Below are 15,654 nucleotides of genomic sequence, written 5' to 3' on the forward strand. Positions count from 1 at the left end.
CCCTCCTACGGAGGGATACCTGGCAGTCGGCAGCTGTGGTGAAGATCAGGCATGGCGGTTAGCCCAGGCGCTGGCGTCTTTCTTCGATCGTGACACCCGTTGAGTATAAGTTCGAAGATATTAGTTTCAGGGCTGCTGGCATCACCCACTGCGGCAATGCGGGACGTTCTAAATCCACACGCAGGAAGAAGTCCGCTTCGCAATGAGCCCAGAGTTCTGCTGGCAGCAGAGCACGACCGGCCGTCCAACGACAACTGCCCTCTAAGTGATGGAAACCCGCGCATATCAGCGGGTCATCAAGGTCGATGACCTGCCGCATCTCGAAGCCATCATCAATGGCGAGCCCGGCGAGCCGAACACCCAACTGCCGAAGGTCGCGCCCCTCACCTACATCACCCGGGCGCGCTGTGCATGAGACCAGCCATACCTCGCGGGCGGATTTTGGCACGCTGAACCGAGCAGTTAGATCGCGTGTCACTGGGTCAATGCGTATGCCATCTACCAGGAGATGCAAGTCTCCGAGAGGCTTTGATCTATCCAGCGTCCAGCCGAGCTTTTCGGCTTGCCGGCGGAGTTGGATGCTTATTGCGTCAAGAACGGAGCCGCCATTCACAAAGGGTCGGCAGAAATCCGCATGTGTCAGTGTCGCAGGATCCGGAACGTTCGAACCGCTCGTGCCATCTCCAGGAATGTTCTTCTTTACAGAAAAGAAGTCACGGTTGCCCATATCAAGGTAGCTTTCGGCGGGTAGTCCGTTGGCGATGATAATATCGTGGCTGTCGAGTTCGATGTGCCAATAGGTGACTTCATCAACCTCCATTTGAGCGACAGTCGACCCATTGATAAGTAATCCAGCGGGGATCAACACCTCACCAAGCACATCGACACAGATCGAATGTCCCGGTGAGACATATAAATCACGCGACGGCCTGTTTTCGCCGAAAGCGTGGCGTCCTATGCGAACAGGATTTACTTGTTCTGGCCTCAGATGATTGCGGCAATTAATTGTCCGATGACCAATCCAACGTACTGGTCGATGCGCGCCTGACGCAGTCTGGATTAGATCGCCGACCCGCAAATCCTCAATCGAAATCTCACCGCTGCCAGTTCGAATGGTTGTACCCGAACAGTAGCATGTCACAAACTGGACGGTTTCAAGTCCATTCGACGGCTCATTCGACTCTTTGTAACCAGTAGGTGCACCTGCTCCATTTGAGAAAGTAACATCAGGGAAGTTTAATGTTAGAACGTCAGTCGTTATAGAAAATGAATTACTCGAGAAGCTTATATTTTGGACACTTGATCCAGGAAGCTCGATTGCATCTCCAACGATCGACATATCAATGTGAAAACTTGGTATTTGCGATCCATTTGTTACAAATGGAAATACAAACGTGCCACCGCTAGAGAGTGAGAACACGTCTAATAAAGATGGCTGATTACCGACAATTACTATTCCACCCTGCGTGGCGGAGTAGGCAACACCAACTCCACTCTCCCGATCCTTAATGCTTGCGCCGTTTGCACTAGCTGCAAACTCAAGCGGTATTGAGCCTTGAGAAGAAATTCCATCTACAAAGATGAAAGAGTTTTCACCTGTAGCGTTCAGAGAGGCGACAGAGTTTGGGGAGGTATGCGACGTTGGCTGCGCTATCACATCATCTATGAAAAGTTGAACTGAGGCGGTCGTCAATACACTCACGCCGCTTGTCAGCGTGATGGAGTTCAGACTTAACGATGATATATCGTCGTTTTCGAATACAAAATCATTGCTTGTTGCCGTAACTACGTTATCTCCGTTAGCCGGCACCCCATTGGTCCAATTTGAAGGATCGCTCCAGTTGCTATCGGAACCCGCACCTGTGTTGATGATGAATGTTGTGATCTTTGACATCGTGCGAAGCTCTCACCCGGAATGTTGCGAACAATAGAACACATTCACGCGTTTAGGACAGATGGTATAATTGTTCGAACCTAAGGGGGACATCGATCGCTATTTAGAACTGGTCCGCAAGGCTGCGCCCGATGCGCGGACTTGGATGGCAGCACATCCCGGCGATCCGCTCGACATGCTCCACCGCATGAAGTTCGAGGCAGTTGGTTATCATCCCATCGACGGCCGCGGCAAGCTGGCCTTCGACTTGACGAAGATGGCTGCGCGCTCTGAACGCCGTCCAACCAACAAAGGCGGGTTGTGAATTAATGCAACCTTGTCGTCACCAAATCGGCTTGCGCTACAGCACTGCACTATGTTCTCTAATTGTTCCACCCGGCTGGAGGCAGAACGTGAGCGATGAGGAAAAGGCGGCGCTGCGCCAGGCCACCATGCCCGAAATTCGCGACAACCTGTCCTTCACGAGCCGCCCGACATCGACGTGGACTTTGAATCCGAGCGCCGGGAAGAAGTCATCCAATGGGTCTACAGCGCTACGGCCGCGAACGGGCAGCCTTGTGCGCGACCGTCATGAGCTTCCGGGCCCGCGGTGCCATCCGCGACGTCGGCAAGGTCTTGGGGCTGACCGAGGACGTCACTGGTATGCTAGCCCAACAGGTCTGGGGCTGATCGGATGAAGGCGTCCTTGCCGAGCATGCCGAGGAGCTGAACCTCAACCTGGGTGACCGCCGGCTGCGGCTTTCCATCGCGCTTGCCCGCCAACTGATCGGCTTGCCCCGGCAGCTTGGCACTCATCCTGGCTGCTTCGTGCTGACCCGCGATCGGCTGGACGAGTTGGTCCCGCTCGAGCCAGCGGCGATGGCCGACCGTCAGGTCATCGAGTGGGACAAGGACGACATCGACGCGCTGAAATGGATGAGGTCGACGTCCTCGGGCTCGGCATGTTGGGTTGCGTGCGCCGCAGCTTTGAACTGCTCGAGGAATACCGCGGCCAGGCTTTGGACATCGCCACCATCCCGGCCGAGGATCCGAAGACTGACGCCATGATCCGTCAGGCGGATACGCTGGGCACATTCCAGATCGAAAAGCCGAGCGCAGATGTCGATGCTGCTGCGGTTGAAGGCGGCGACGTTCTACGATCTGGTGGTGCAAGTCGCCATCGTGCGGCCGGGGCCGATCCAGGGCGACACTCGGCATTGATGTGGAACATCTGCGCCCGATTACGACCGTGATGGATGTTGCCGAGGATATTCTGGCCGATGAAGAATTGGCTGAACTAAAATCGCTGCCGGCCTCGCAACACATTCAGCGTTCTTGTCCTGCTGGGTACGCAAGGAGGCTGTTGTGAAAGCTGAAGGCAATGGTTTGCACATTTCGTTTGACAGCTTTGCGGTTACAGTTGCGGCACACAAACCGCCTGCAGTCTACCACTATACAGGCACCGGCCACACGGAGCGTGGAACTTTCATAACCTCGAAGTCGGTAGTTCGGCAGCAGCCCTTGCTTACCGGGGCGCCAAGCGGCAGGTTAGGGTCTTTCCAGGAGTCGACGCCGAGTACTTGTTCGGCTCATCCAATGCAGATTTGGCGGCGCTGTAGCCTCGTCTTGACACTCGCCCCAAAGCTGAGAAAGCGCTCGTGTGAAGCGTCCAGAGACAGCTCGCTTTGGCACTTGTTGGTTGCCGAGCTTGCTATGTTGTCCAGGACTCGTCCAACGTTGCTTACAGGCCTGGATCGTACCGCCATAGAGTTGATGGCCATCACAGCGGTGCGCTGGGTCTCCAACTGCAGTCAGTCCGGGGAGGCGAAGTAATTGTCCACCCTCTAAAGACGCTGCGACCGCGTAGATATGCCGAATTCGCTCGATAGGGCAGAGGCGGCTGAACATCGCCTCGAAGCCCAGTGCAAATCCCTGAAACATCAACATCAACAAGGATTCAAGATTTGGGTCTATCACTATACTTTCACAATAGATATCGTTTGAATCGGCAAGGTCTTGTGGGCGGTAAATGTCGTCCAATACAATTGCCTTATCTGCCGTTGTTCCCGAAATAACAGCCTGCATGACGTGAGGCTTTACGGCCAACAAATGAAGGTTGCCAACTCGCCGTCGCCGCCGGTAAACGCAGCTGCCGCGAGCTCTGCTGCCCAGCGCACGTCCTCGGCGTCGGAAGGTTAAAATAAGAACGTCGACATAGGCCACCCATCGTGTAGTGCCTCCGGATCATAACCCACAGTGTCAACGGCGGTCGAATTTCGGTTCTCCCGCAATTCCCGTGCTGTTAGGCTCGTACTCGGAGGTCGAATCAGGGAGAGACATGGATTCACGTTCATGGTGCTCGAACCCGTGTCCTCAGGTCTTCTCTCGTTCAATCCCCGATCCCTGAAGGTGAAACGGTTACTTCCGACACCCGGGCATGTTACCATTGAGGCGGTGTCGCGCTCTGTGTCAGCGGATTACCCGATCTGTTGGGCACCATCGCCACGGATCCACAGCTGGTATCGGCGGTTGTGCTTTGACGTTTGTAACGACAGAGCTAGGTCACTGGAACTGTAGGCAACATTGCTCACGACGACGACTTCCCAAACGAGCAACAGATCACATAAAGCGAATGCCGGATCTGAAGGGTGAAACCAACCGTCACCAGGCACATAGCCGGGATCGCCGCCCACATGTAGCGAGCGTGCATAGCGAGCTGATACTGGTCGGGCTTGCCCATCAGCGGCCGTCCCATTGGGCCCATCAAGGGTACGCCGTCACTTCCGAGCAGGAGAGGATACAGCACGTCTGGGATGCCGACACCCGCCAGTAGCCACCCTCCCGAAAGGGACAGCACCAGGGCGACGACATCCCACCAAGGAGACGGCAACTTCGGTGCACTTATGCGCAAGACCCCGAGCCCCCGCAGCGTCACCTCCAAACACCCACGCCGCCATGGCCAGAACATGTCCCCCGATGGTGATGAGAATACGATTGGGTGCCATCCCGACACGTCGCACTAATCCTGCCGTAGGCGGGGCTTGCCGTGCGGGTTGGCCCATGGACCATCCTTCCATCGGTTGACTGGTAGAACCCATGGCTTGAAATGCCGTGACCGGGCTCGCGGGCCAGAGCGGGCGTGACGAATAGCGCTAGGGCGGTGAGGGCGGCTGCCAGACGCATGTGTGCGCTCCACATTGATGCGGCAGCGGATCACAGTCACGCTGCTCTGCCGACTTTGGTGTAGGCCACTCAATTCCAGAAGCGTGAAGCCAAGCATGGTGGGGTTTTACAGATCGGAGAAGCCGATACCCACACTGCCGCTGGTAAGGAACTCAATAGCGTCGTCTCAATCTTGAGCCTTCCGAAACGGCTCCACTGACACTGGTCATTAATAAACGCGGAGCATTCTAGACAAAGAAGAATTCAGAGGGCCTCTGGCAAGATGATATCTCTCACTCTGACGTTCATGATTGCCGGGATCGCCATGATCTCTGGCCTAGCCGTTGTAATCCTAAGAAGCCCAGAAGTGGAATTTGAAACACGCGATTATGTTGATTATTGAGAGCTCAAATCCACGTCCCTGACGGATGCACCGCTATACCTGGTCGTCGTCCACCGCGTGCCGCTTCGATTTCTGCTGTTTGCTTATCTATCACGGGCAAGCCATCCTTGATCCGCTTGAGCTAGCTGCCGCCACTAGACTACGCAGGATGCTGCATGAAGCAACAAAAGCCTAGGACCGATTGCACACTTTCTTGGAAGCTTTCGGTATCCCAACGCTCAAGCGAATCACCGCCGACATGGCCTCTTCTCAGGCGCAGGTCTGCTCGACCCGGCATGATCAGGGTGTCGAACGAATCTACGCCACGGCTCTCGACGTCGACTGAACCGCACTGCAGTTTCCGCCCGTAAAGAAGCCTAAGCTGCCTTCGCCACGATACCATTATGTATAGGGCCATCGCCGACCGACGGGGAGCCCGCATCCCGCGGAAGGTTAGTTCCTCAACCCAACAGAAGGGAGAGGATGGGCCTCACGTCGTCATCTGTAAGGGTGACCGCCTGGTCCACGGAGTGCTTCGCGGCAATCTTCGTCAACGTTTCCAGGTTTTGGACTTCCGGCCTGATGGCTTGCCAACGCTGCTGCTCTTCCAAAGCTGCGATCCATGCTCCTCCACTGGCGGGAAGAGGGGGCTTGTCGGCGCGCGTCAATGCTTCTTTGCAAGCTTCAAGGATAACCGAACATTTGAAGCTTATCGAGGGCAATGAAAGTCTCCGGCAGCCAGGATCGGCTGCGGTTTAGATATCACGTTAGTAGCGTGGCGGTAGGTGCCGGCTACGAAAACGACGACTCACTCCAGCGCCGCCCTGCCTTCAGCAACGGATTGTTGGAAGTCGCGGCTGTCCGGTCAGCAGGGGCCGAACGGCTTCCATGATGAGGCGTCACCTCTGCGCCCACAAAGGAAGTGCCCGGCATCTAGCCACCCAGCGATTTTGAAGGTCTGCAAGCAACTTAGACGTCGGGCATCCGTAGGTTGAGCGTCACCGATTGGAAAGACATTAGCATGAATGTGTCGCATCAGACTTTCGACTGGATTTTCTTTGCCATCATGATCCCGTTTCCCGTTCTCCTCCTATGGGACATGCTCAGAAACCGATAGGCCTCATCTGGAAAGGTTTGCTGCGCCGGGGTTGCTCCCGCTGGCGCGTCTCTCGGCGGAAGCAAAAGCGGATCGTCCTTGCAGTCCAACAGCGCCGCTCCGGTGACCGAGTTCGATTACGGGCGGATGAACAACAAGGCCCTCGTTCCTCTGGCCGCAGTGCCATGCTCGACGATGATCGGTGCGGAATCACAGCTCATTCCCGATCACCCTTTTGAAGCAGCTGATGTCGGCTTCGACCAGGGCTCGCCAATTGTAGCCCGCGGCCTTCTGCCAAGCCATTCGGCCGCGTTCGGCGATGATCTGCAGGTGACTGTCTCGTAACGTCGGCGCTGTCTCGACTGTGTCGCTCGGCACGGTGCTGGAGCGTGGTGGGTTGATGACGGACGCCTCAGGGTAGCGCGGGCCGACCTCGTCATAAACGCCCTCTTAATCGTAAGCACCGTCGGCAGTGAACGAAGCGACTGGGCCATCGACCTGATCGAGCAAAGCGCCGACCTGAGAGGCATCGCAGACATCGTTGGTGGTCAGCGCCGCCGCTGCTATCCGTCTGGTGTCGGCATCCACGCGATGTGCAGCTTACGCCACGACCGCCGTGTCTTCGTTCCGTGCTTCTCGAGCAGCTATTCGCCGGAGCCGCAGAGTTCGGTCCCGTGCTGTCCACCAGCAGATGCACGGGACCGGAGCCTGGCCGAGGGCAGACCACGTCCAAGCTCTCGGTCCGGCGACTCAAGGTCGTGTGGTCTGGGACCGCGAGGTCGAGGCCGAGCAGGGCGATGATGGAACCGATCAGTCCTTCGGTCTGCCGAAGGGCAAACGGAACACGGCTCTCAGCGTCAGCGCCGTCGCAATAGCCAGGGCCGAATAGCGCGGCTGAACGCCTCGCGTCGACCGCGGTTCAGCTTTCCAGGTCGCGATCGCCGTGTCGGTGAATCAGACCGTCAGGCTGCCGCGCTGCCGTAGGGCCGCGTCGTAGGCCGCAGAGTTCGTGACCCGGTGATGCTGCTTTGGGATGTGATAACGACGCTCGGCATTGGCTTTGAACGGCACGGACCTACCCCAAGATATTGAAGGCAACATGCCCAGCATTATACCACCCCAACCGGTGCGGCGGCGATCCATGTTGGGGTGGACGGCCCTGCGGCATCTCGTGCCAAGGTTTGACTGTCAACATCCAAACCCTGAAGGACCGTCCGTATGGATCTTAAGCGCATCGGCCTGACACGTCCAAGGCCGTGTTCACGGTGCATGGCGTCGACCACGACGAAAAGGCCGTCCTTCGCCGCAATATGAGGCGGACGGAGATGGAAGCCTTCTTCGCCAAGCTGCCGCCAACGCATGTGGCACTGGAGGCATGCGGCGGCTCACACCATTGAGGCCGCAGGCTGGCGGCCATGGGCCACAAGGTGCAGTTGATCCCGCCGCAGTACGTGAAGCCGTTCGTCCGGCGCTGCAAAAACGACCGCAACGACGCCGAAGCGATTAGCGAGGCGGCGGCGCGGCCAGACATGCCAAGCGTGCCGGTAAAGTTGGCCGAGCAGCAGGCCGAGGCGATCGTGCTCTCGGCACGCGAACTGCTGGTCCGGCAGCGGACGCAGCTGGTCAACGCCGTGCGCGGGCACGCCGCCGAGTTCTGCGTGATCGCAGCTAAAAACATCAGCCAACTGCCGGCTTTGCTCGAAGCCGTGGCGGCAGAAGAAGCTGTCCCGGAGGCAGCCAAGCAAATGCTGGCCTTTTTGGGCGCCCAGGTGGCTCAACTCGATGGTCAGATTGCGGAGCTGGAGCGCCGGATGAAGCAGCAACATAAGGTCAACCCGGTTAGCAAACTATTGGCCGAGGTGCCTGGCATCGGCCCGGTCAGCGCGTTGAGCTTGGCGCTCACAATCGACCCCGGCCGGTTCCAGTCCGGGCGGCACTTTGCGGCTTGGCTCGGCCTTGTGCCCAAAGAGCACTCGACAGGCGGGCGTCAGCGCCTGGCGGCATCAGTCGAGCCGGCAACGAAAGGCTACGGCAACTACTGGTGCTGGGGGCAACGACAGTCATCCGTTTCGCCAAGCCGGGGAGCAAGAGCGCCTCAGCCTGGCTGCTGGCTTTGCTGGAGCGCAAGCCGCGTAAGCTCGCGGCAGTGGCTCTGGCCAATAAGATGGCCCGCATCGTGTGGGCCATGATGGCGACCGGGGAAGCGTATCGGGGCAGCAAGAAGGTCGCCACGCTGGCGGCCGGGGCTGCCGCGGCTACCTGACCAGCTCGCAGGTGCCTGGGTGCAAGAAGAGCTGCAAGAGATGATGATCGGTCGAGCCGACGAACAAGGAACCTCGTGTGTTGCACAGGCATCCCAATGCCGCATCCATGTTTGGGGCTTGTTCGCGGAACCCATCTGGGCCAGCGGTCACCATGCCGCGTCAAAGGCCGGACACATGACCGCCGTCGCACCGCCGTCAAACTCTGTCGCTCTCCCCTTGCACCCAAGGGGTCGTCTACACATGCAACAAAGTCTGTCCGAGCCACTGATACGACTGATCAGACCCACTAGGACGTTCTCTGCACCATGGGTGCCACGGACCACCGCGCCAGTTTGCCGAGATCAAACCCGCCGCGTAATGTCTGAGCGCCCCGATCTAGTTCAAGCGTGGACTGATGCTAAGGCGGGCACTACCACCCTGCGACCGGAGGATCGCCCTTGGCTGCCCTCCACGTAGACTCCGCAGCATCGACTTAACCATCTATTAGTGACAAGACTGTACTATCCGAAGGTCATATTTTGGGTTTGGGCGGTGCATGATTGCAGGTAGAACCAGGCGCCGCACCTGCCTATTAATGTATGGGGTGCTACTGATCTGCGTGGGCCTCGCCCTTTACTTGCTCGGTGTAGCCATGGCGATCCCCCGCCAATTGCTCGGCGGTGGTCCAAGGCTTTTGGCATTTAACGAACTGCTGGTCTGGTATAGCGGCGTGCCCGTCATGCTCGGCCTTGGTATGGCGCTGCTTGATCTTTTTGTGCTGCTCAGCCGCAAGCGTTCGCCACGATTGGAGGTTCGCCACCACCCGATTGACAGTGGTGGGCTGACAGTCGTGTTGACTGCTTACAACGACGAAGACAGCATCGCCGACGCCGTGCGCGATTTCCGCAGCCACCCGCGGGTCAGCGAAGTGATCGTTGTCAGTAACAATAGCGTCGATAGAACGATGCAACGCGCGGAACTCGCCGGCGCTACCGTTGTAAACGAGCCGCAATCAGGCTACGGGCGCTGCGTTTTTCGCTGCCTCCAAGAGGCTCTTACCCGTGATAGCGAACTCGTGGTGCTCTGTGAAGGAGACCGAACCTTCCGTGCTTACGATATCGACAAATTCCTAGCCTATGCGCCTCATGCAGACATCGTGCTCGGCACCCGGACAGTCGAGCGATTACGCGCCCGGCGGACACAGCTCAGTACCTTTATGTATTACGGCAATCTGTTCGTGGGTAAGTTGCTCGAGGCGAAGCATCTCGGACGCAGCACGATCACTGATGTTGGCACAACGTATAAAATGTGCCGGCGGGATGCGCTGCGCCGGTTAATGCCGCATTTGTCGCCAGCTGTCAATTTGGAGTTCAACGCTCACTTTCTGGATGCCGCCCTGTCGCAAGGTTGTGACATCGTCGAATGTCCGATCACATTCCATGCCCGCGTCGGCATCAGCAAAGGTGGCAATGTTAACAATGCCCGGGCGCTTCGCGTCGGGCTGCGCATGCTAGTCGGCATCACCTGGAGCTGGAATGGGATGTTGTCGAATGGGCATTGATGGCAAACTCGTTCCTCTCCTGGACTACCACGGCTCCCGTTTGCAGGATGATCCACGCCGTAAGGTGCTGTGGGAAAGCCTCTGGCGCTATCACTTCAAGGCGCTGATCAGTCCAACCGATTGCGTGCTGGATCTCGGATCTGGATATGGCAGCTTCATCAACGCCGTGACCGCTGCCCGGCGCATCGCCGTCGACTCCTGGGCAGCGTTTCCTGGATATCTCCAGCCCGGCGTGGAATACGCCGTGGCTCCCGTCACCGAACTGGATTTCATCGCGGATCGTACGGTCGACTTCGCCTTTGCCAGCAATCTATTCGAGCACTTGACGAAGGATGACATCTGCGTCGTGCTCGCTGCCCTGCGGCGCAAGCTTGCCCTGGGCGGCAGTATCACTATCGTCCAGCCGAACTACCGCTATGCCTTTCGTGAATACTTCGACGACTACGATCACAAAAGCATCTTCACCCATATCAGTCTGGCGGATTTTCTGATGGCCAATGGGTATGACGTTTTTCAGATCATCCCGCGTTTTATGCCATTGTCGATCAAGAGCCAGTTTCCGGTCTCACCATGGCTCATACGGGCCTGGCTCGCCTCGCCGGTCAAACCCCTCGGCAAACAGATGTTGATTCGGGCCAGACCTCGGAGTGAGTGAAGTCATTCTGCCAGACGCGGCAGTGCTTGAGAATGCTCCCCGGTGCCGGATAGGCAGGACGTCGCTAGGTTCCGCAGTGCTGCTAATTGGTTTGCTCGTCATCCTTGCTTTGCACACGGGCGGCGAGCTCATGGACAGCCTGGCCGCGATCCGGAGCCCACTCGAAATCGACTACGGCGAAGGCATCGTTTGGCAACAGGCGATCTTGATCCCCGGGCCGGCGATGTACAGAAGTGGATCGAGTCTCCCTTTCATCGTTTTCCACTATCCTCCACTTTATTACCTGGCAACCCATATCGCTGCGGTCTTCACGCCCGATCTGCTGACCGCGGGCCGGATAGTATCTTGCCTGTCTGCCGCCACCATTGCGATCATGGTCACCGGGTTGGTTCTTGCCGCGACGCCAACCGGGTCTCAACGCGGGCTGCGACTTGTTTGCGCAGTGGCGGCGGGGTTGCTGGCCTATAACGTTCATGCGCTCCGTATCTGGGGCATGCTGATGCGGGTCGATACCCTCGCGGTTGCCTTGGCCCTTGCTGGTATCCTGGTCGCCGCCCGCTCGAATGGCAAGTGGCGCTCCACGACCGTTGCGTTGTTGCTGTGTGTTGCCGCGGTGTACTGCAAGCAAACGGAGTTGCCGGCAGGCCTCGCGGTTTTTGCAATCGCGATTCTGCGCAGTCCGCGTTCAGCCGTTTGCGCCGCGAGTATTGCGCTGTTGGCAGGGTTGATACCGCTTGTTGGCTTACAGTTGGCCACGCATGGCGGATTCTTGCACAATATCATTGGCGACAACATTAACCGGTTTGATCTCGCGAGTGGCATGCGAGCGCTCGTGGCGGAAGCGCCGAGCCTTCCTCTTTCCTTGGTGATTGTCTTTGCCGGTTTCTACCTGCTTCCGAGTGCCGTCACCTGGCGTGACGGCGCAGGAAACCTCGCAAACCATGTGACCGTGGCGCGAGCCTTGCTGCTACTGCATCTCGCATTATCGACGTTGATGCTCGCCACCATTTTTAAGTCGGGTGGAAGCTTCAATTACTTTTTAGACTGGCTGGTTATCGGATCGGCGCTCGCCGGAGTGCTTCTGTCCGACGTAATGGCCAAAACTCATACCGCGCCGATTATCATCACCACACTCTGCGCCGCCGTGCTGATCTCGCCCGTTCGGTTTATGCTGGATTACCCATCCATCGAAGACCGGGCAAGGCAGGAGACCCTGGTGCTGAAGATCGAGGCAGCCGCCAAGCCAGTTGCTTCTGAAGATATGGTCGTGCTGATGCGCGCGGGCAAACCGGTGATATACGAACCCGCTATCGTAACGGAACTAGTAGCTTTGGGGCGGTGGGATGAACGGCCGTTGGTAACCATGATCGCCTCCGGCGGCTTCGCTTTCATGTTGACGGAGGATGACTTCCCCGGTGCCACAACACGTCGCAGTCCAGCAGTTAATCAAGCCATGCGTGAGAACTATCCGGTAGTCGAGCAGGTCACTCCCGGTCTTTGGATGCATCGTCCACGCTGACGCGGGTGATGCATGAAGCTGTAATCAATGCAGCGGGCTTGCCCGCCCACTACTTAGACTAAGGCTCCGTCAGGAAATGAGTGAGCGATGCCTTCTGATTTGAGGTCATAGTGTGTAGTTCCACTCGCCGTGGAGTTTGCCAGGTATCATATTGATTTGCTACATCTCCTGATTGCTCACTACGATCCCTTTTTTGTACCACGGGCACTGTCGCTCCAAAGTCCGACTCTCGGCACGCCTAATTTCCACAAACTGGGAAGCAATTTGCTTGCAGTGATGGCGGCGCTCTGCGGAAAAGACAAACAGTCACAGTAGCGGCGTTGAACGAGCCAGTCATCTGGCTCGTCAGTTCGTCATACAACCCGCGAAGGACCGCATCAGAAGTCTTCGAGGACAATGCTGCCGACGAGAGCCTGACAATAAGCCCTTCAAGCAACGTCGGCGCTGCCGGCCCCTCAGGACCTAGGTCAAAGTAAGGCATGGCAGCTAACGGCGGGTATGCATTACTTCTTCCAGCCGCATCATCTCTGGCCTACGTCCGCTAAACAGGCTTATGGACGGTCGTGAAACCACCTGCAAGCCGCGATGGTCATACGTTACTCAGTCTCTTCGTAGGTGGCCTTATCGGTCAGGTTTCTTCCTCTCCGCATCAAACGATGCCGTTTTATCTAATAACATGGCCATGTTGCCGAAAGAGCTGAGACTACTGCTAACTGAGGCGGTTGGTCCCATTTTCTGGGGATTGGCAGCGACCCAGTTCTCAACTGCCTGTATCATGTCCTTACCAGACGGGTACAAGCGTTGTCCCTGAGCAGGACATATCCCGGCGAAATGCAGATAGGTAATTTCGCTGCTATCACTTGGAGCAACATGCTTTAGGCGAATTCCGTTCATCTCCATGAGATTACCTACGCCCAACACATAGCCAGTGCAGAAACCGCTAAGCCGGGGGTTGGATGATGTGCAACTGTCCGCAAGGGCTTGATTGTAAGCTCACCGGGTGGAGTTTGCGCCTCGGTGTGCGTCGAACCGACGGACAGCAGTAGTGCTACGAGCAGGGTCTTATTTCGGGTCATGCACAATCACAATCCAAAAAACTGAAGGAAGGTGTCCGCTGGGAAGGCCCGGCCAAATGAGTGAGGGCCAGCAAGTCTCTCCTATCTTTGGCAACGCTGATAGAGTGGCAGTCGAAAGCTTTCCCTGCGTCGGGCTAGCAGATCTGGGAGCCGAGCCGCCTCCAGCATCATTGCCTGGATTGCCCTCTTACTTCCTTCACTTTCCTCCTCGGGCTTGCTGTCCGGTAGTGGCGCGACGCTTCAAGTTCTCAGATTGGGATCTTGATCGCTGACCTGGCTGGACAGCCTCCGCCGGCACCGCGAACCGATACCAGTTGGACGTTCGCAGCCAGCGCCACCCGGCTTTGACGCGGCGCTCGGACCAGGAGGCCAGCCCAAGGTGTTGAGCCTGCTGCAGGGCCCGCTGGACGGTGCGGACGCAGCACCTGGCTCGGCTGGCAAGCGGCTCATGGGAAGGCCAGCAGGCGCCTCCGTGGCCGCGGAAGGTGTGAAAGCTCATCAGCACGTCCTTAGCGGCGCGGGTCAAATTGCCGGCGTGGTATTCGCGCCAGACGCGGGCAACCCATGGATTGGTGCCGGGTCTCATGGCCAGGCCCCAGGCAGATAACCAAGCTCATCGAGCTTCTTGAATGCCCGATAGATGGTCGCGACCGGTCGACCCACGATCTCGGCAACGGTCTCAGCGGTCGGCACATCAGGGTCTCCCGGCCTCTGGCGGTAGGTCTGCATCGCCACCAGCACACCGCGCTGGCCGGCAGTTAGGTCTCCGGGGTCATAAGGTCCCTTGATGGGGCGCCATGCGGCCTCGTAGCGGTCAATCCATGATTGGTCGGACGTCACAGTTCGGCATCCGGGATCAAACCCAACTTCCTGAGATTTCGTAGGGCCGCAATGGTGGGATAACGGGCGTGGCCCGTTATCTCAGAGACCGCTTCCCACAAGGGCTGTGCCGGTTGACCTTTCCCTGGGCGGTAGGTCCCGACGGCTCGCAGCGTATCCTGCTCGGTGTGCGATAAGTCCGAGCCGGCGGTGTCGTAAGGTCGCCAGGCGGTTTCGTAGCGAATAATCCAAAGCGGGTCGGCGGGCATGGTTCGAGTGTCCTCGGTTGAGCCGAGGCCATGGCGCGGCACCCATCAGGCAAAGCATCCCCGTATCTAACCTAAGGGGTTGCAAAAAGCGCGGAGAGAAGGGAAGATCAGTTTGCACAATTGATCTATCCCGGCTCTGCCGGAACGGGGGCCGCCTTAGGGCGGCCTTCGGCGTTTCAGGGGTCTGGGCTAGCATTACAGTTGTAATCCCCTCTTGCGAAACGGTTGAAGGTCTGAATCAATGCCACACCATGATTCGGGGGTCATGGTGTGGCAGGTTCGTCGCCAAGGTCGTGGCGGGCGATCCGAAGCTCCGGGCGATCCTGGGGATCATCCGGGCGCTGTCGGTTCCGGAATTGGACGCTTGGATGCAGGCGGGCCGACGGGTCGCACAGGGTATGTCGTTTGCCGAGGCAGAGGCGGCTATGTGGCTGGAGTGGGGGCGGGAGCCGCCGGCAAGGGCTCGTTAACCCTCTTGGGGCATCATCCCACCCGCCTGGTTTGAACTACCTCGGCACCCCGGTGATCTCCGATAGCCCGGGTTACCAACACGCGGAGAGCCCGGCGCGAGGTGCCTGTGCAGGTTTCGGCGGCCGGGCACCTTTAACCTTTTTTATTGCTATGGCACCGAAGCATTGAGCAGGCTATCGGTGCTCGGTTGCAACCCAATTGGACCAGAGCAACGGGAATTTCCGATAACCCGGATAGAAGGCGGAAAGCCGGCGCGATGAGACTGGACCTCCTATCGGCGGCCGGCACCTACCTACGACGTGGATTGTTCTTTTTTGCTACCTGATTAGACGGCGCCGGCTTATGCCTGATGGCATCAATTATGGACTTTATAGCGATCGTAATAACGCCAAGAACTGGCACCCCAACATCCGTTGTCTACGCGACGGTTACGGTTGATCGAACATGGCGTTGGCGCGTTGTCGTGACACACAAGTCAGAGACAAAACCCATGAGCATTTTCAGCTCGATTATGAGCAAGATCTTCCA

The 15,654-nt window shown here is 57.8% G+C and carries 14 protein-coding genes and 2 pseudogenes; 9 read left to right on the top strand and 7 right to left on the bottom strand.

Annotated elements, in window-relative coordinates; translation table 11 throughout:
• Positions 1 to 58 precede the first annotated feature (58 nt).
• Entirely contained in the window at positions 59 to 1,894 is a 1,836-nt protein-coding gene (locus GSQ76_RS18915) for a Hint domain-containing protein (protein ID WP_158745684.1), read from the bottom strand.
• Between the two features lie 70 nt (positions 1,895 to 1,964).
• Here GSQ76_RS18915 and GSQ76_RS18920 point away from each other — a divergent pair, with 70 nt between their 5' ends.
• The 3 genes and pseudogenes from GSQ76_RS18920 to GSQ76_RS32795 all read left to right on the top strand — a co-directional run bounded on the left by GSQ76_RS18920 (position 1,965) and on the right by GSQ76_RS32795 (position 3,706).
• Positions 1,965 to 2,198 carry a hypothetical protein gene (locus GSQ76_RS18920; protein ID WP_158745685.1) on the top strand — a complete coding sequence of 78 codons (234 nt, stop codon included), beginning with the start codon at positions 1,965 to 1,967 and terminating at the stop codon, positions 2,196 to 2,198.
• Between the two features lie 159 nt (positions 2,199 to 2,357).
• Positions 2,358 to 3,094 (top strand): annotated as a pseudogene (gene dnaE2 / locus GSQ76_RS18925) (error-prone DNA polymerase); the annotation flags it as partial.
• A 114-nt stretch (positions 3,095 to 3,208) separates the two neighbouring features.
• Complete coding sequence (locus tag GSQ76_RS32795; RefSeq protein ID WP_158745686.1) at positions 3,209 to 3,706, top strand: 4'-phosphopantetheinyl transferase superfamily protein; 498 nt, start codon at positions 3,209 to 3,211, stop codon at positions 3,704 to 3,706.
• A gap of 754 nt (positions 3,707 to 4,460) precedes the next feature.
• On the opposite strand, the gene GSQ76_RS18935 is transcribed toward GSQ76_RS32795, so the two are convergent.
• Positions 4,461 to 4,814 carry a hypothetical protein gene (locus GSQ76_RS18935; protein ID WP_158745687.1) on the bottom strand — a complete coding sequence of 118 codons (354 nt, stop codon included), beginning with the start codon at positions 4,812 to 4,814 and terminating at the stop codon, positions 4,461 to 4,463.
• Complete coding sequence (locus GSQ76_RS32800; protein WP_158745688.1) at positions 4,805 to 5,071, bottom strand: DUF3761 domain-containing protein; 267 nt, start codon at positions 5,069 to 5,071, stop codon at positions 4,805 to 4,807. The genes GSQ76_RS18935 and GSQ76_RS32800 overlap by 10 nt, the downstream gene beginning before the upstream one ends.
• A 1,541-nt stretch (positions 5,072 to 6,612) precedes the next feature.
• Between GSQ76_RS32800 and GSQ76_RS31260 the strand changes: the two genes are divergently transcribed.
• Positions 6,613 to 6,858 carry a hypothetical protein gene (locus GSQ76_RS31260; RefSeq protein ID WP_216851153.1) on the top strand — a complete coding sequence of 82 codons (246 nt, stop codon included), beginning with the start codon at positions 6,613 to 6,615 and terminating at the stop codon, positions 6,856 to 6,858.
• Positions 6,859 to 6,949: 91 nt separating this feature from the next.
• On the opposite strand, the gene GSQ76_RS32805 is transcribed toward GSQ76_RS31260, so the two are convergent.
• Positions 6,950 to 7,327, bottom strand: a complete 378-nt coding sequence (locus GSQ76_RS32805; RefSeq protein ID WP_216851160.1) for a transposase — start codon at positions 7,325 to 7,327, stop codon at positions 6,950 to 6,952.
• A 496-nt stretch (positions 7,328 to 7,823) separates the two neighbouring features.
• Between GSQ76_RS32805 and GSQ76_RS18950 the strand changes: the two are divergent.
• The 4 genes and pseudogenes from GSQ76_RS18950 (at position 7,824) to GSQ76_RS18965 (ending at position 12,491) form a co-directional block, all read left to right on the top strand.
• Positions 7,824 to 8,776 (top strand): annotated as a pseudogene (locus GSQ76_RS18950) (IS110 family transposase).
• Positions 8,777 to 9,408: 632 nt separating this feature from the next.
• Entirely contained in the window at positions 9,409 to 10,317 is a 909-nt protein-coding gene (locus GSQ76_RS18955) for a glycosyltransferase family 2 protein (RefSeq protein ID WP_216851154.1), read from the top strand.
• On the top strand, positions 10,307 to 10,972 hold the full coding sequence (locus tag GSQ76_RS18960) for a class I SAM-dependent methyltransferase (RefSeq protein WP_158745690.1): 666 nt from the start codon (positions 10,307 to 10,309) through the stop codon (positions 10,970 to 10,972). The genes GSQ76_RS18955 and GSQ76_RS18960 overlap by 11 nt, the downstream gene beginning before the upstream one ends.
• 76 nt (positions 10,973 to 11,048) lie before the next feature.
• On the top strand, positions 11,049 to 12,491 hold the full coding sequence (locus GSQ76_RS18965; RefSeq protein WP_158745691.1) for a hypothetical protein: 1,443 nt from the start codon (positions 11,049 to 11,051) through the stop codon (positions 12,489 to 12,491).
• 1,272 nt (positions 12,492 to 13,763) lie between these two features.
• On the opposite strand, the gene GSQ76_RS32810 is transcribed toward GSQ76_RS18965, so the two are convergent.
• The 3 genes from GSQ76_RS32810 to GSQ76_RS18980 are packed head-to-tail and all read right to left on the bottom strand — an operon-like array spanning position 13,764 to position 14,655.
• On the bottom strand, positions 13,764 to 14,153 hold the full coding sequence (locus GSQ76_RS32810) for a helix-turn-helix domain-containing protein (RefSeq protein WP_216851155.1): 390 nt from the start codon (positions 14,151 to 14,153) through the stop codon (positions 13,764 to 13,766).
• The gene (locus GSQ76_RS18975) at positions 14,150 to 14,407 is read right to left on the bottom strand and encodes a helix-turn-helix domain-containing protein (protein WP_158745693.1); all 258 of its coding nucleotides are present in this window, start codon (positions 14,405 to 14,407) and stop codon (positions 14,150 to 14,152) included. Before GSQ76_RS18975 ends, GSQ76_RS32810 begins: the two co-directional genes overlap by 4 nt.
• Complete coding sequence (locus GSQ76_RS18980) at positions 14,404 to 14,655, bottom strand: hypothetical protein (RefSeq protein WP_158745694.1); 252 nt, start codon at positions 14,653 to 14,655, stop codon at positions 14,404 to 14,406. The genes GSQ76_RS18975 and GSQ76_RS18980 overlap by 4 nt, the downstream gene beginning before the upstream one ends.
• A 251-nt stretch (positions 14,656 to 14,906) precedes the next feature.
• Between GSQ76_RS18980 and GSQ76_RS18985 the strand changes: the two genes are divergently transcribed.
• Positions 14,907 to 15,125, top strand: coding sequence for a hypothetical protein (locus tag GSQ76_RS18985; RefSeq protein ID WP_158745695.1), 219 nt, complete (start codon positions 14,907 to 14,909; stop codon positions 15,123 to 15,125).
• Positions 15,126 to 15,654 lie beyond the last annotated feature (529 nt).

Origin of the sequence: Acidisphaera sp. L21 (assembly GCF_009765685.1) — a bacterium.
In the GTDB taxonomy this organism is placed as follows: domain Bacteria; phylum Pseudomonadota; class Alphaproteobacteria; order Acetobacterales; family Acetobacteraceae; genus LMUY01.

Coding starts and splice junctions, on each gene's coding strand:
- GSQ76_RS18915 (WP_158745684.1), bottom strand. CDS start 1,894: ATGTCAAAGATCACAACATTCATCATCAACACAGGTGCGGGTTCCGAT.
- GSQ76_RS32800 (WP_158745688.1), bottom strand. CDS start 5,071: ATGTGGAGCGCACACATGCGTCTGGCAGCCGCCCTCACCGCCCTAGCG.
- GSQ76_RS18955 (WP_216851154.1), top strand. CDS start 9,409: ATGGCGATCCCCCGCCAATTGCTCGGCGGTGGTCCAAGGCTTTTGGCA.
- GSQ76_RS18960 (WP_158745690.1), top strand. CDS start 10,307: ATGGGCATTGATGGCAAACTCGTTCCTCTCCTGGACTACCACGGCTCC.
- GSQ76_RS32810 (WP_216851155.1), bottom strand. CDS start 14,153: ATGAGACCCGGCACCAATCCATGGGTTGCCCGCGTCTGGCGCGAATAC.
- GSQ76_RS18980 (WP_158745694.1), bottom strand. CDS start 14,655: ATGCCCGCCGACCCGCTTTGGATTATTCGCTACGAAACCGCCTGGCGA.
- GSQ76_RS18985 (WP_158745695.1), top strand. CDS start 14,907: ATGATTCGGGGGTCATGGTGTGGCAGGTTCGTCGCCAAGGTCGTGGCG.